Source organism: Halomicronema sp. CCY15110 (assembly GCF_016888165.1).
Classification (GTDB): domain Bacteria; phylum Cyanobacteriota; class Cyanobacteriia; order Phormidesmidales; family Phormidesmidaceae; genus Halomicronema.
This window is the reverse complement of record NZ_JACSWC010000393.1, coordinates 35072-50030: the sequence shown is the minus strand read 5'-3', so window position 1 is coordinate 50030 and position 14959 is coordinate 35072. Positions and strand designations below refer to the sequence as shown.

The 14959-nt window shown below is 53.7% G+C and carries 11 protein-coding genes; 2 read left to right on the top strand and 9 right to left on the bottom strand.

Features of this window, described 5'->3' with window-relative positions:
• Nucleotides 1–106: 106 nt before the first annotated feature.
• The 5 genes from JUK32_RS19810 to JUK32_RS19790 all read right to left on the bottom strand — a co-directional run bounded on the left by JUK32_RS19810 (nucleotide 107) and on the right by JUK32_RS19790 (nucleotide 6369).
• Nucleotides 107–1540: a hypothetical protein gene (locus JUK32_RS19810; RefSeq protein ID WP_204140592.1), complete on the bottom strand. Its 1434-nt coding sequence runs from the start codon at nucleotides 1538–1540 to the stop codon at nucleotides 107–109.
• A gap of 877 nt (nucleotides 1541–2417) precedes the next feature.
• Nucleotides 2418–3857, bottom strand: a complete 1440-nt coding sequence (locus JUK32_RS19805; RefSeq protein WP_375541592.1) for a DUF697 domain-containing protein — start codon at nucleotides 3855–3857, stop codon at nucleotides 2418–2420.
• Nucleotides 3858–5426 carry a YcjF family protein gene (locus tag JUK32_RS28500; RefSeq protein ID WP_204140590.1) on the bottom strand — a complete coding sequence of 523 codons (1569 nt, stop codon included), beginning with the start codon at nucleotides 5424–5426 and terminating at the stop codon, nucleotides 3858–3860.
• Nucleotides 5427–5613: 187 nt separating this feature from the next.
• The gene (locus tag JUK32_RS19795) at nucleotides 5614–6033 is read right to left on the bottom strand and encodes a type II toxin-antitoxin system HigA family antitoxin (protein WP_204140589.1); all 420 of its coding nucleotides are present in this window, start codon (nucleotides 6031–6033) and stop codon (nucleotides 5614–5616) included.
• A 33-nt stretch (nucleotides 6034–6066) separates the two neighbouring features.
• On the bottom strand, nucleotides 6067–6369 hold the full coding sequence (locus JUK32_RS19790; RefSeq protein ID WP_204140588.1) for a type II toxin-antitoxin system HigB family toxin: 303 nt from the start codon (nucleotides 6367–6369) through the stop codon (nucleotides 6067–6069).
• A gap of 243 nt (nucleotides 6370–6612) precedes the next feature.
• On the opposite strand from JUK32_RS19790, the gene JUK32_RS19785 reads away from it, so the two are divergent.
• Together JUK32_RS19785 and bioD are read left to right on the top strand one after the other, a co-directional pair.
• Complete coding sequence (locus JUK32_RS19785) at nucleotides 6613–8532, top strand: serine/threonine-protein kinase (protein WP_204140587.1); 1920 nt, start codon at nucleotides 6613–6615, stop codon at nucleotides 8530–8532.
• A gap of 2 nt (nucleotides 8533–8534) precedes the next feature.
• Nucleotides 8535–9230 carry a dethiobiotin synthase gene (bioD, locus tag JUK32_RS19780; RefSeq protein ID WP_204140586.1) on the top strand — a complete coding sequence of 232 codons (696 nt, stop codon included), beginning with the start codon at nucleotides 8535–8537 and terminating at the stop codon, nucleotides 9228–9230.
• A gap of 159 nt (nucleotides 9231–9389) precedes the next feature.
• Here the strand turns inward: bioD and JUK32_RS19775 are convergent, their stop codons facing one another.
• The 4 genes from JUK32_RS19775 to JUK32_RS19765 form a co-directional block, all read right to left on the bottom strand.
• A complete protein-coding gene (locus JUK32_RS19775) occupies nucleotides 9390–10319 on the bottom strand; it encodes a glycosyltransferase family 2 protein (protein WP_204140585.1) in 930 nt (309 codons plus the stop codon).
• A gap of 81 nt (nucleotides 10320–10400) precedes the next feature.
• The gene (locus JUK32_RS19770; protein WP_204140584.1) at nucleotides 10401–12149 is read right to left on the bottom strand and encodes a glycoside hydrolase family 9 protein; all 1749 of its coding nucleotides are present in this window, start codon (nucleotides 12147–12149) and stop codon (nucleotides 10401–10403) included.
• Nucleotides 12150–12991: 842 nt separating this feature from the next.
• Nucleotides 12992–13192 carry a hypothetical protein gene (locus JUK32_RS28800; RefSeq protein ID WP_375541591.1) on the bottom strand — a complete coding sequence of 67 codons (201 nt, stop codon included), beginning with the start codon at nucleotides 13190–13192 and terminating at the stop codon, nucleotides 12992–12994.
• Nucleotides 13189–14907, bottom strand: coding sequence for an ABC transporter ATP-binding protein (locus JUK32_RS19765; RefSeq protein WP_375541590.1), 1719 nt, complete (start codon nucleotides 14905–14907; stop codon nucleotides 13189–13191). The genes JUK32_RS28800 and JUK32_RS19765 overlap by 4 nt, the downstream gene beginning before the upstream one ends.
• Nucleotides 14908–14959: the final 52 nt, after the last annotated feature.

Below are 14959 nucleotides of genomic sequence, written 5' to 3'. Positions count from 1 at the left end.
CCGCACTCCTGAAATAAACTAGGGCCTGTCGTCCTTTTGCCGCAAGGCTTTGATGACTAAATGATGACAGGCCCTAGAATTTTGATGACAGTTTCAGGCTCAGACTCTAGATTGCTCGACCTTCTGCTATGCCAAAGGTTGCATAGTGTTCAAAAGCACTCTTGAGGCTACCGCCAGCCACCGCCGTAGCAACATCACCATGGATAGCTAAGTAAGCATCTTGGTCAAAGCCCGCGCTCGGATCACGATTTTCGGTTTGGCCAAAGGCGAGAAAATGCTCCCATCCTGAGTTAATCAAGCCGTCCGTCACTGCTTTGGCGACATCCGCGTTACTCGCTAAATAGTAACCTTCATCAAATAACAGCCCACCCAGTCGGCCTTCAGCCAGACCAGCGTTAGCAAAATGCTCGAACGCACTGCCCACGACACCGCCGTCAACCGCCGCCTTGACATCGGGGTTGTTGAGTAGATAGTCGCTGCTATTAAACACCGCAGCAGGGTCGCGCCCTTCTTCATGGCCCGACAATAGAAAATGCTGTAGCCCACTCACTAAGGCTCCGGACTGCACCGCTGCTGCCACATCCGCATTGTTGGCTAGGTAGAAATCTTCGTCATAAAACTGGAAGGGCTCGCGGCCTTCTGCCAGACCAGCACTCAGAAAATGGATATAGCCTGACTCAATCGCCCCAGCCGCGATCGCCGCCCTAACATCAGGGTTAGTCGCTAAGTAATACCCCTCGTCAAAAATGTTTTCGATATTAATGCCGTTCACCACGTAGCCAAAGGTCTTTACCGGTTGCCCCAAACCCGCCAAGCCAATTTGCGCAGACAGGCTCAGCGGCAGAAAGAGCGCATCTGATACAGGCGTGATGCTGCCCCCTGAACCACCGCTGCCACCCACCACACCACCGATGTCTCCTGAACTGCCCCCTGAGCCACTGCTGCCCCCCGACACAGTAACGGTGAAGTTGCCCCCAGCAAAAATTTGTTGATTTTCGTCGTCGGTTGTCCAGTTACTCGGGTCAAAGAGGGCAGCTTGTAGAGTGGCTTTGTCGCCGGAAAGGGAACCTGTGTATACAGCATTATCAACTTCATTCAGGGATATGGCATGGATGCCTTCTGTCAGGCCGAAGGGCAAGGCAGAGCTATTTGTGTCTGGTGCGTCAGCCTGCCATGTGGAGTCTTGATTATTGAGTGCGGCAATAAAGGTTGGGGCCTCGGCTGTACCTTGATACGCAAGAATTTGGTCGCCAGCTGTTGACAAGCCATATGACCCAGCAGACCTCACAACCGTGCCTGCCGAGGTCGAGTCGCCATTTCCGGTAATGGTGACCACAGTGCCAGCGCTGATGCCACCTGCGGGAGCCGTCCAAGTCAAGACCCCCTCGCCGATCCGAAAGGTGTTGTCACTCTTCCACCCCCGGTCGGTAAAATTAATCACCACATTAGCGTTGATTTTGACGAGGGCAACAAAGCCAATTTCATCCGGGTCGTCGGAGTTATATAGGACAAAGCCAATATCGCCAGCAGTCAGTGACATGGTAGATATCTCTGTGAAGTTTGCCGAGAAAATTGTGGTGTTAAGTCTTCGTGCCGCTGGTTCGCTTGCACCAATGCTCGATGATGTGGAGTGCTGGGAACGCCGATGAAATGTCCGAATCAGTTCCCCATAAACCTGCCCATATCAATCCTCGTTTGGGCTGGGTTGAGTTAATCGCTGATAAGCGCAATGGATATCTCAACCGATTTGCAGCCTTAGGCCAAAGTATTCGACTCGCTTCACCTGATTAAACGAGGACGGGAAGATGGCTCATGTAGTCTCTGATCGTGCGACGGGAAGGGGATTGATAAATCTGAGTTGGGGGATGAAATTGGCAACTGTCGGATTTGGCGGCGATCATCAGACTGTTCAAAGCGGTTGGTACTGGCAACCTGCTCGCTTTGGCAACGCCTCCGATCTGGGTGATCATGCGGCAAGGTCAGTCGAGGTTGGCTGATTAATTTCATAAGTTCATGCGCTGTGTAGATGCCCATCTAATCGCGGCGGATCAAGGCATTGATTAATGTCAAGTTGCCCAAGTGGGTGTGGCATCTTCTACGCAGAAACTCGGATTTTTCCAGCGTCAAATATTATTTCTATTAAAAAACGTGTAGTATTCGGGCCATCGCAAACTTCAAAAGGCAAAGTACTCTTCGAGAAGGGCAAAGCCCTACCAACTTCAAAGGTAAGCCCCTGGCATTACAAGGCCTCTGGCACTTTAAGGGGCCTGAGACCATCAATCAGCGGCTTGCGATCGCCTGTCGTCGAGTTTGGCCCAGACAAACGCTTGTTATGCAAGCAAATGCTCACCCTACTGTGGGCTGAGTGCAGGGTTAATGATGTGTCTTCTTGGCCACGGGCAAAAGACGAGGGCCAGTTAGCGATCGCTTTTAGCCAGCAGTTGGGCTTCAAGTTCTTGACGCAGGCGGGAAACGGTAGAGTCGGAGTCGATCTGGCTGAGGATATCTTTCATGACGGCTTTGACGCCGTTAGGCCCCCAGGTGCAGCCTTGTTCTAAATACACTTGGGCGGCTTTGCCGACGGCGTAGGTGCCGTAGCCGGAAGCGCCAGCCTGAGCAGCCATAACGCTAAGCAGTGCCGAAAATCCGCTCGCACTGTCAAACATGCTCCACACGGCGGCGGCTCCTTTGCCCGTGCCTAAAAGCAATCCGGTGCCGACTTCGCTGAGCAGCAGAGTACCGGAACTTTTGGCGATCGCCTGCCACAGTTTTTTTGCCTCGTGTTGGGTGATGGGCAGTCCATAGAGTTTCGCAAGCGTCCGAATCATGACGAGGTCGGTGACGAAACCGCCTGCCAAATCCAATACGGCGATGGGGTTGAGGGCCACAGCGAGAGCTTTGTATTTGGCAAATTTCCAGATCAGGGCTTCGGCGTCTTCGTGGTGCAGGGCGATCGCCCGTCGGGCCATGTCGGCTTCCAGGGAGTCGGCTTCGCGCAGGGCATTGAGGGCGATTAACGTGGTGCCATCTTGACGAGCGATGGTTAGCAGCGCTTGCTTCAGGCCGTCCATTTGCGGCGGCAACTGTTCCCATTCATGGGTGATTTTGCCGTCGGGCCACTCGACCCGGACTTGCAGGGGGGCTGGGGCGGCCGCCACCATCACCACATCGTCAACAGCCAGGGCGGCATTGGGGCGATCGCGGTTCGTCGTTTTCCATAAATTTGTCAGCACCTGATAAATGGCTTGGCGATCGGTATCAGGAAACAGATCAATCTTGTTAAAGACCAGCAGCAACGGCTTCTTCGCGGCTTGCAAAGTCACCAACGCATCATATTCAGTGCGGGTGATGTCTCCCGCCACCACAAAGAGAATTAAATCAGCTTGATGCGCCACATCCTGGGCCATCGCCCCCCGGGCCTCGCCGTCCACTTCATCCAGTCCCGGCGTATCGATCAGTTCAATTTGGGGCAGTTCGTCGACATCGTGAACCGCCTCAATGGGGGGCCGCCAGTACACCGATCGCGGCCAGCGGGTGACGCCGTGCAGCGGCCCGGTGGGCAAAATATCTTCCCCCACCAGGGCATTAATCACCGCCGATTTCCCCCGGCTCACCAAGCCGAACACCGCCACGCGCAGCACCGGTTTTGCCAGTCGGGCTTCTAAGGCACTCAGCGCACTAACGCCGTCTTGCACCGCTGCTTTTCGCGCTTGTTGATCTCCATCTGACCACGATCTTTGCAAGGTCGGCGCATATCGCTGCACGCTCTGGCGCAGGGCTCGGCGCACCTGCTGAAACCGATTGATGGCAGAAGTGGACACAGTGTGATTCTCTACAAACGATGGGCGTTCAGCAATTCAGACCAGTTCACCTGAGGATATCGTCTCCATCTGAGTGGACAATATTTGAGGGGTCGGTTGAGACAGGTTCAGGGCGGCTGTTTCCCCTGGTGCCAGGGCTGGGGCGGTTTTGGGTGAAAGCTTTTGCCGCCCCTGGTTGATGAGGGTTTGCAAAAACTCGGCGCGCTGGGTGCTGGGCATAAGGGCTTGTAGCTTTTGCCCGATCGCGTCTACCGAGATGGCGGTTTCGGCCTGTCCCGACAGGGCGCGCTCCTCAAAATAGGCCATCAGACTTTCGCCACAAAGGCGGGTGAGATAAGCCGCACTAAACGCCTGGACGCCGCCGCCCACGACAAAGGTCGCTGCATGGCTTTTGAGGGCCGCAGTCAGCAGTTGAGTGGAGACTTCGACCACGCCGAGTTTGACCACGACGGTGGCGAGTTCAGCGGCAATGGTTTTTGCCTGATCAAGCGCCAGGGGTTGTTGATAAGCCTTGCTTAAATCCATCACCAGTTGGCCGTTGATGGCGATCGCGGCGAGCAAATCGAGCGACGGCACGGGACTCGCAAAGGCGGTACCCGCCGCCGCCCACTGCAACTGTTCGACCAGGGGCAGGGCCTGTCGATGGCGTGCCTGATTCAAAGTCGTCTGAATGTCGCGACGGAATTGATGCACCTGACGCATGACGGTTTGTGCCACCAAATGCGGGACTTCCTGCTCGCACCATTGTTGAACTGGGGTCGTGATCGGAGCCACTTCTGGGTCTGGGGTTTCTAGGTGCTCGGTCACTTGGCCCGCCGCGTCGTGGGTGCGCACTTTGATGGGGCGCGGGGCGGTGGTGATGGCGACACAGGCAATAGTCTGCGGTAGCGATCGCAGTTGGGCCTGCATCTTATCCAGTATTGCAGTCTGTTCGTCGGGCAAATAATGATCTCGTTTGTTGAGGCACAGCAGTACCCGCTGCCCCGCTGCCGTTAAAGTTTTCAAGTCGGCAAACACCGAATCTGTCAGGTCTTCGGTCACTAAATAGATGACGGCATCTTGCTGTTGCAGCAAGTCAGCCATGACTTGAGGATGAGCGGTTGCAGCGGTTAGGGCGATTTCTGCCACCGTTAACCCTGCATCGGTTGCCTCTGGGGAGGCTGACGGTAAGGCTGTCAGAAATGTCTGCAACAAGGATTTGCCAGAGCGGGGATAGCCCGCGATCGCCACCTTCAACGCGGCTCTATCCAGCTCTGTCAGAAGTTCCTGGCGCTGCTGCTCGAACCGGGCCATGGTGGCCGCGACCAGCTCCTCTGCTTCTAAAGCGGACAACTCTTGCTGTAGGGCGTCGAGGTCAGCTTTGAGGGTAGCGATCGCGGCCGCCACTTGCTCCCGCTCAACGGGCGTCGTCGGCTTGATCTCAACGGTTGCAGTCTCAGGACGTTGGCGTCGCCACCACCAGACCCCAGCCCCCGTCGCAACGAGCCCTGCCACCGTGGTGCCGTCGGCAAAGACATCCTGCAACCCGCCCAACAAACTCAGCGTCGCAGCTAAGCCCAGCCCCCCGATCAAAATTGGACGTTCGAAAAGCAGCTTGCGCACCACCACACAGACCCCGCAAATGCCAACATGCTCGCTAACGTCAGAAGCTAAGCATTCTCATTTTAAGACCTCATCGGGCTTTGTAGATTACGGCAACCCGACTGCAGCACCTTCCTGCTGTGGAAACAGGTCTGGGTCTGACTCGCTGTACCAACTTGAGTGGGGCTGGGCGAGTAGCCCAAGCGGGCCATCACTCCAAATTTTGGGATTTAGCGTTAAAGAAGACGGAAGGTGAGACAGAAAAGAACTGGGCGAGTTTTTCGATGTGTTCCACAGTCAAGCGGCGATGACCGTTGAGCACGGCTGACACAATGGACTCCGTTTTGAAAATCGGCACCAGATCTTTTTGCTTCAGGTCAAACTCTTCAATGAGGGCCTTGAGCAACTCCACTCCGGCTAAATCTGGCATGGCGACGTGCTGCTCATCATATTCCTGAATAAGTAGACCCAATAGATTCAGGTAGTCGCGTTGATCTGCGGTCAGCTCTCCTGCATCCAGCAAGCGATCGATCACTGCTTGCAAAGCCCAATAATCCTGTTCAGATTTAATTGGACGAGGGGGAAAGTCTTGCAGGAGTTCGAGATAGGGCTTGGGTTCCGTTGTAAACATAGCGTTATAAGTCACCAAAGTTTGACAACCGACCTATTGATACCAGCTATTCTGCTTCCACTTTTCTTGGTCATATTCGGCATGGGTCAAAATGTCGCGGATAAACACCTTTTGATAGGTGTAGTCAATGAAGGTAATCAAACGATACTTGTTGCCACCGATATTAAAGACCGTAAAGTTAGCCACTTGATCGGCGGATCCAAAAGTCTTACGGACTTCAGCTAAATCTTGCCATTTAGCACTTGTGGTCAACTTGTACCACAGAGATAAACCAACTTGCGCTTGAGGGTGCCGCTGCCAAAACTTGGTCAACCGTAGTTTTGTAATTACATGCATTCAGATGTTGGGTTATGCCCCTGCCCTTCTTATCCAAAGTTTCACTGGGTATTGGGACCGGGAAAGCAAGACCTTAAGACAGATCCTTTGGTGCTTAATACCCGCGCTTTTAATATAGCGAAAATTCGCAAATTGCGAAGACTGCCAAGTGGGATTGGCACATTCTACAATCGATAAATCTTGAAGGCAGGCTACCTTGATTGAGGTATGCTTGCTTGTGTTTTTGCCCAGAGACGTTGGTTTATGTATTCTCCACTCCCCTTTGGCACTGTCCTTCAGTCGCGCTATCAGATCGTTCAACTGCTCGGCCAGGGGGGCTTTGGACGGACTTATCTGGCGCAAGACCAGAATCGCTTTAATGAGCGCTGCGCGGTCAAGGAATTTCTGCCGCAGCAGGGAGAAGATCATTTCTCTAGCAAGTCTGCCGAACTATTTCAGCGGGAAGCGACCATTCTGTATCAGATTCAGCATCCCCAGATTCCGCAGTTTCGCGCCACGTTTGAGGTGGAAGGGCGGCTGTTTTTGGTGCAGGATTACGTGGAAGGATCGTCCTATCGCGAGCTGCTGAATCAGCGCCGCCTGCAAAATTCGACGTTCTCTGAGGCGGAAGTCCGCCAATTTCTGCAGCAAATGCTGCCGGTGCTGGCCCATATTCACGCTAAGGGCATCATTCACCGCGATATTAGTCCGGACAATATTTTGCTGCGCAACCAAGACCGCCTGCCCGTGCTCATCGATTTTGGCGTGGTGAAAGAGGTGGTGACGCGGGTGCAAATGTCGGGGCAAACCCATCACGCGACGACCGTAGGCAAACCGGGCTATGCGCCGAGCGAGCAAATGCAGTCCGGGCGGGCGTACCCCAGTAGTGACCTGTATGCTTTGGCCGTGACGGCGATCGTGCTGTTGAGTGGGCGGGAACCCCAGGACATTTTTGATGATGTGAATCTGACCTGGTATTGGCATGATTATGCCGATGTCAGTCCGGGGCTGACCCAAGTGCTGGATAAGGCGACCAGTTATCGACCGGGCGATCGCTATCAAACCGTGAGTGAAATGGCCCAGGCCCTGGGCACGGTCGGTAGTTTTGCTACGGCTCGACCCCAGGCACCGTTTACGCCAGCGGTGGCCCCAGCTTCTCAAGTGCGGACGGTAGCAGTGGGGCGATCGCCCCAATCCACTACCATTGCCGGCCCAGAATCGCCGCAAACCTATCGACCCTCTACGCCTGGCGTGCTGACCGAAGATGAGGGCTCGATTTGGGAAAATCCCCTGGCGATCGGAGCCTTGGCGTTAGGGTTAGCCCTGGTGGCGGGACTCGGGGGATGGGGCCTGGTCACGACCCTCAATCGGGCACCGACCAACCAGCCCGATGTACCGGAAATTGAAATTGATCCAGACCGTCCCGTCACGCCGCCCACTACGCCCGACCCCGACCCCGACCCCGAACCGCCAACGGAGCCCGTGGAATTCACGCAAAATTTAGACATTCGCGCGGGCGAATCCACCACCGTTGAGGGTAGCCTGAAAGCCAATGAAACCGTGAATTACATCGTGGCGGGGCGCGAAGGCGAAACCCTGCTCGCCCAATTAGAGGGCGAAGGCGTACTGATGACTGTGCTTGCCCCGAATGGCAATCCGCCAGACCGTCAGGCCCGCCGAGTGTTGGGATGGACTGGCACGCTGGAACTGACCGGCGACTATACGGTGCAACTGCGACCCGTTGAGGGCGTAGGCCAGAGCGACTATCGCCTCAATGTCTCGTTATCTGAGGGGGAAGATCCCGAAGCGCCAACGGAGCCGGAGACGCCCGATCCCGAGCCCCCCATCGAGCCGGAAACGCCGGAACCACCAGACGAACCAGAAATCATTTCCGAGCAGCGGGTCAGATTTCCCGCGGGCCAAAATACCACATTGGTCGCTAACAGCGCCGGGCCGGGGCGCATCCGTCGTTATGTCATTAACCTCCGCGAAGGGGAAGTGATTGAAATTCGAGTGGCCCGGTCGACGGCCCCCACGAGCTTTACGGTAAAACTGCCGACGGGCGATCCGTTGGCTTCGTCGGTAGAGCTGTGGGAAGATGCTGCGCCTGTGGGGGGAGATTACCTGGTCGATGTGACGGCCACGGGCGACTCAGAATTTACCCTACAGTTTTTGAAAAGGTAGCGATGGGCACTCCGATTAAGAATGGCTTGCTGATTACGGGGACTGACACGGATGTGGGTAAAACCATCGTCACTAGCGCGATCGCGGCTTATTGGCTCCAGCACCATGCCGCCGACTCCTTGGGACTGATGAAACCCGTACAGTCGGGCCTGGGCGATTTTGAAACCTACACGCGGCTATTTGACCTGAAGCAGTCCGCTGAGTCGATTACGCCGCAGCGCTTTGCGGCCCCGCTAGCGCCCCCACTCGCTGCCGCCCAAGAAGGTAAAAGGATTGACCTGACAATTGTTTGGCATTATCTCAGTCAACTGCTAGCCGAGCGGCAATTTGTCTTGGTGGAGGCGTTGGGTGGCTTAGGGTCGCCCGTTACGGATGAGTGGACGATCGCCGATCTTGCGGCTGCTTGGCATTTGCCCATCGTGTTGGTAGTACCCGTCAAGCTGGGAGCGATCGCTCAAACCGTGGCCAACGTGGCCTTAGCTCGTCAGCATCAATTATCAGTTCGGGGCATCGTCCTCAACTGCACGGCACCGCTTACTGCTGAAGAGCGACAAAACTGGGCTCCGATTGACCTAATTGAGCGTCTGACCCAACTCCCTGTTTTGGGAGCGATGCCCTATCTGCCTCAGACTGACGATATTTCAGCGCTGGTGCAGGCCGCTTCTGATCTCAAGCTCGAAGCCCTGTTGCCGCACTAACACTGCCAGGGTAGAGCGATCGCAAAGTGGCAAATTAAAAAGTGAAGCTGTCGCCACACCAGGTTCCTAGCTTTGCAAGGTGACTGCAGGCAACTATGAGTCGCTGTGAAATGCGCGCTTAAATTTTGGGCACCGCACCTTGGCTGCAAAGGTGTCGCCTTAACGATGAGCGCCGCCCCAGGCTCCTCGGATATTCACCAAGCCCGATAGACTACCGAATCCTCGGTAAACATAGATCAGAGATTGAGCAATCCGGTGCCGTCCGAGCAATAAACCAGGTGCCAGCAAACATAGCCCCAGCAGAATATTCAAAAAACCTTTAAGGACTCTTTGCGCTTGAATCAAGACAGACGGAAAGTATTTTTTTTCGGTCACACTGTGAGCACTGTAGCCGTAATAATTTCGGTCTAGTAGCCATTTGACGCGCATACGATTTTCTGGGATGAACTCATAAACCATTGCCTCACTACACCAGACAATTTTGGCTCCCTGAGCAAAAAGTCGGGTAAATAGGTCAACATCTTCTGCCCCCTTAAAAGCCAGCTTGTCATCGAAGGGAATTTCAATCTGCCGTATTAGCTGGCTTTTTACCAATGTGTTGTTAGTAAATGCCACTCCCATCAACTTGCCAGTTTCATGTTGCACAGGGTCAAAAAAACCGCCCTTGAGCACCCAGCTTGGCACTTCGGCGACCTCAAATTTAGGCGTGATTGGTCCCGTTACGACATCAGCATCATATTCTTTTTGACAAATTAGCAGCGTCTCTAGCCATAAGGCATCAGGCACTTCATCATCATCAATAAACACGAAGAAATCAGCGTCTGGGGACGCTAACGCAAGGGAACGATTGCGCGCAAACGTTACCCCCTGGTGAGGCTCAATGCCATAGACCAATTTCCAGTTAAAGGTGGGCTTAACTGATTCATAAATCTGCTTGGCTGATCCTGCTTTATCATTATCGGCAATGACCACTTCAATCGTCGGAGTTTCAAGTTCGCTAAATCTTAGAGTGTTAATGCTTTCTAACAGTCGAAATAGCCCTTGAGGACGTTTGTAGGTGGCGATGCAGATTGAAATAGAGGTTGTCATAACAAAGCGTTGATGATTAATGGGAAAAAACTAACCGACTATGGACTGTTTAGTGACATTGATGAATAGGTATTAGGAAGATTAAAGGCGTGATAAAAGCCTGATATAAGGTGCTTGATAAGTGATCGATGGCTCCGTGATTTCCCACATGTAGAGCTCCGAATCACTCCGATCTAAGTAGGCTCGCATAATGGGACGCTCGGCAATCCCCTCAGCCGGGCCGGTGTAATCGTTATTGGGTCCACCAGTAACATACCCAGGTGCTGGCCCACTACGAGAGGTTTGGGCATTTTTATAAATCCCATCGCCCAGCCAGGCATGGAACATTTCGTTTGCCGAGTATTCGGCCCCGACATCGTACATGTTGGTGAGATAAACGATTCCGAGTGGGTTGACCCCATGTAAATAATGCAAATAGCCCAGGGCCTGATTTGTATACATTTGAGCGGCACTGGTGTCATTCGTCGCGGCGCTTATCGCTTGGTTGATATTGCCAAAGTTGCTTTTGACGGCATTGCTACCCCAGTGATATTGCCCATCGGGCATGTAGGCCCGATACGGGTCGAGGTTCACAATATCGTTAAAAAAGGGGGATAACTGGTCGAAAAAGAGCGTCGAGAAATCAGCCTCCATCTGGGCTTTGAGATCGGCGGGGGCGTTAGCCGATTGAAGATAGGTCATGAGACCATCCACCACTGACGAGGCATACAACACACCCATGGAATCATCGAAGGGTCGCGTCTCTGAGTAATGGTCGCGGATGTAGGTGTGAAACTGCGGGTCGTCCCGTAGCTGTGATAAATAGACGGCGGCTAAAATCGCCCCTCCCATTTGCACCGCTGGGTCGCGATCAGCATCACCTGCTTTGATTTCCTGGCTATCACACTCGGTCTGTATCGGGTGGCGGTTGAACCAATCCCAAGCTTGTAGCGATCGCTGCTCTAAAGTCGCCGCTACCGATTGCAATTCAGGAAAGTCGCGAAAGACCACTGCCGCGTGGGCAAAGGTACTCGCTAAGTCAATCGTAGAGGAAGAACATTTGGGGCCATAAAAACGCGGGCGGCGATCGCGACCGGGCGTACTGGCAGCGTTGTGGTCTAGAGTCCCTAGCTTGATAAAAACACCGCCGTCATCGTCTTGCATGCGCTGAAACCAATCTAGCTCGTACCGCACTTCATCCAGCAGGTCGGGAATGCCATTGTTGGACTCTGGAATATTAAAGTCATCCGGCCACCGGTCAGGATTTTGGGAATAAGCGCTGAGCAGTAAGTGTAGAGGCTGAGCCGCAAACGTGACGTATTTATTGGTATCGCCCGCATCAAACCAGCCGCCACGCATATCCCGTGCGAGCGCAGCATTGTCTTTATCATCCACAAAGCGGGCTTCCGGATCTTGACCAGGGCCTAAAAAAGCCGCCCGATCCGTCCAGCGTGGATCGGCGTAGGGCGGTGCTTTCTCAAAACCGCTGCGCTGGTAGTAATACATGCGGGTAGCCGTTTTCAGCACGTTTTGATAAACGTCTGGAGCGATCGCAAATTGGGCCGATGTTTCCCCCGTACGAGTGTTTTGGATCGCATAGTTCCCTGGAGTTTGCACGGTCGAAAAATCAAACCAAGCGACGCGATCGCCAGATTGGTCGTGGATTTTTCCGTCGGCCCAAATTTCTGCTGAGGCGGTATAAACTGGGGCGTCAGGTGCTTCGACATCGATGACCTGAAAGGTATCGTTTAGATGCTGATATAAGTTCGGGTCATCCTCTTCGGTCGCATTTGCTTGCTGAATTACGGCAACTTTTTGATCGCCAGGACGGTAGCCAAACTGATCGATCAAGATGTTAGGAGGTGAGGCTAGAGCCGATGATTGAAACGCTGAGCAACTGCCAAAAGCGATCACCGCGATTGTGCTAAGCACGCCCAAGCAGATAACCAGCCATCGCCGATGGCGACCGAACAGATGGCGACCGAATAAGGAACTAAATTGAATCGATGCAAATGTTGCCATAAATGTTAATTGATCAAATGCTCTGAAAACCTTGCACTCTCAGGGTGTTCAATGCCTTTCTGGATTTTGAAAGCAGTTTTTTATCGTCACTATCGATCAACACATTAGGCCATGCCGATTTAGGCTGGCGATGCCTGCTTGTGTATGAGATATTCACCCTCAAGGGTCTCATCAACTTTCAGTCCAGAAATTTGCTTCAGTACCCGAGTCTTAAAAGTGGCTTGAACCTATTTTCAGAATGCGACTTGATTAAAGGATATTGAGCGCTATTCAGGCCTGAATAGCAGTTTTCAGTTTGAGGGAATGGGCCAAGCATCCCATCATTGTCAGGCAGGAAAGACAGCATATTCAGTGCAGAAAAAGACAAATCGCTCACAAATACTGGGATAAATAGCCTTGATTGAATAACCTCTATTCAATAATTAAAAGTGACACTATTAGCAAAAGTATACGCTGAACGTTTAGAACGTCGTAAGTGGGCATACTCATTGTTTTCATGAAAAATACGGAGCTTACTTTAAAGTTTTTATGAAGTTAACCGAACCCATGGTGAATATTACCGATATCAGGGTGCTTCGCATACACCCTGATTTGGGCTAGCCAATCTGGCTGGTGGATAAGCTTTCCGCCCTCCAGCGTGGTTGAATCGCCAATCTAGGCCCGCCGCAACTTTAGCCCTCTAACATTTGCAGTTTGTACAAGCTGGCATATAGGCCATTTTGCGCCAATAGTGACTCGTGGTTGCCCTGCTCAATCAACTCGCCTTGCTTGAGCACGAGGATGCGATCGACATTGCGAATGGTGGAGAGGCGGTGGGCAATGATGATGGCGGTGCGGTTTTCCAGCAGCTTTTCAAGGGCATCTTGAATCAAGGCCTCTGTGCCAACATCGAGGTTGGCACAGAGGCCTCATCCAAAATGAGAATACCGGGGTTGCGGATGGCGGCGCGGGCGAAGGCGAGGAGCTGCTTTTGTCCGCCCGATAGGTTGGTGCCCCGTTCTCGCAGCAAGGTGTCGTAGCCCTGGGGCAGCTGTTCGATAAAGGATGCCACGTTGGTTTTGGCGGCGGCTTCTTGCACGGCCTCCAGGGGATAGTCTTCGCCGAGGGTGATGTTGCTTTTGACATCGCCCGCAAACAGAAAGCCGTCTTGCAAAATCACGGCCATGCGGCGGCGCAGTTCTGCCTGGGGCAGATCGCGGATATTGACGCCATTCAACAAGATGGCTCCTTGGGTGACGTCATAAAGTCGACAAAGCAAGCGAATGATGGAGCTTTTGCCTGCGCCCGTAGGGCCGACCAAGGCGACTTTTTCGCCGGGTTGAATGGTGAAATTCAGGTTTTTGAGGACATACTCATCGGGCTTATAGCCAAATTGCACCTGCTCAAAACGGATTTCTGACGCTTTGGTGCTATCGCTCTTGTCGCGATCGCCATGCTGTGCCGCGATCGCCACTGCCACGGGTGCATGGGCCGAGCCGTTCACCAGCGCATTGGCCGGCACCGCCTCAGGAGCAATTTGAGGCAGCTGTGTGTGCCCCGGATCTTGAATTTCGACGGGGACATTGAACAGGTCGGTGATGCGTTCAACGGCAGTAAATCCGGCCTGAATGGAGGTGAACTTATCGGCAAATTGTCGCAGCGGGTCAAATAGCCGCTGGGCGAACAGAATGAAGGAGGCCAACACCCCAAAGGTGAGCGACTCCTGCATGACCAGATAGCCCCCTAGCCACAGCACCCCCGCGATCGCCACGAGGGCAATCCATTCCAGGGTGGAAGAGACGGCGGAGTCGTGAAAGATGGTTTTATCGATCGCCTGCACATACTGCTCATTGGTGGCCCGAAAGATTTCTGAGTTGAAGCGCTCGCGGCGAAACATCTGGACTACTTCGATGCCCATGATGTTTTCTTGCAGGGCGGCGTTCAGTTCGGACAGTTTTTCGCGGGCGCGGTAGTTGGCTTTGCGGTACTGCTGCTGAAAGTAAATGATCAGCCAGGTCACGGGAATCAGCATGCCCATGAGCATCAACGCGAGCTGCCACTGCAACCAAAACATGGCGATCGCAATCACGCCAATGGAAAAAATGTCGCTAAAAATGCCGACAGCGCCCGTGGAAAACACATCGCCCAGGGCATCTACATCACTGGTCAGGCGGGTGATGAGCTTGCCGACGGGAGTGCGATCAAAGAACCGGACTGCCAGGGACGTTACGTGCGTAAACAAATCGTTGCGGATGTTGGCCGTGATGCGCTGGCCGACTTTTTGCACCAAAAAGCTTTGCCAACCGTCCAGGGTCAGCCGCACCGCTACGGTTACCACCAGCACCGCCACCAGTAAATTGAGCCCTCCTTGGAGGGTGCGCTCTTCTAAAAACCAGGCGACGGGCTCTTGGCGAATCAAGGAAATAGCCTGACCAATCAAAATCGGCTGTAGGGCATTGGCCAGTGATAGCGGCACGAGCATCACAAACGGCAGCCACAGGTAGCGGCGCTGGGCGCGGATATAGGGCCACAGCCGCAAAAACAGCCGCCAGTCACTGTTTGGGGCGGCGGCGGTGGGAAGATTGGATGTATCAGTGGCTGAGGTCATAAAACGGGGGAATGCGATCGCCGATAAAGGGGCAGAATTGCCGACGCCCGAC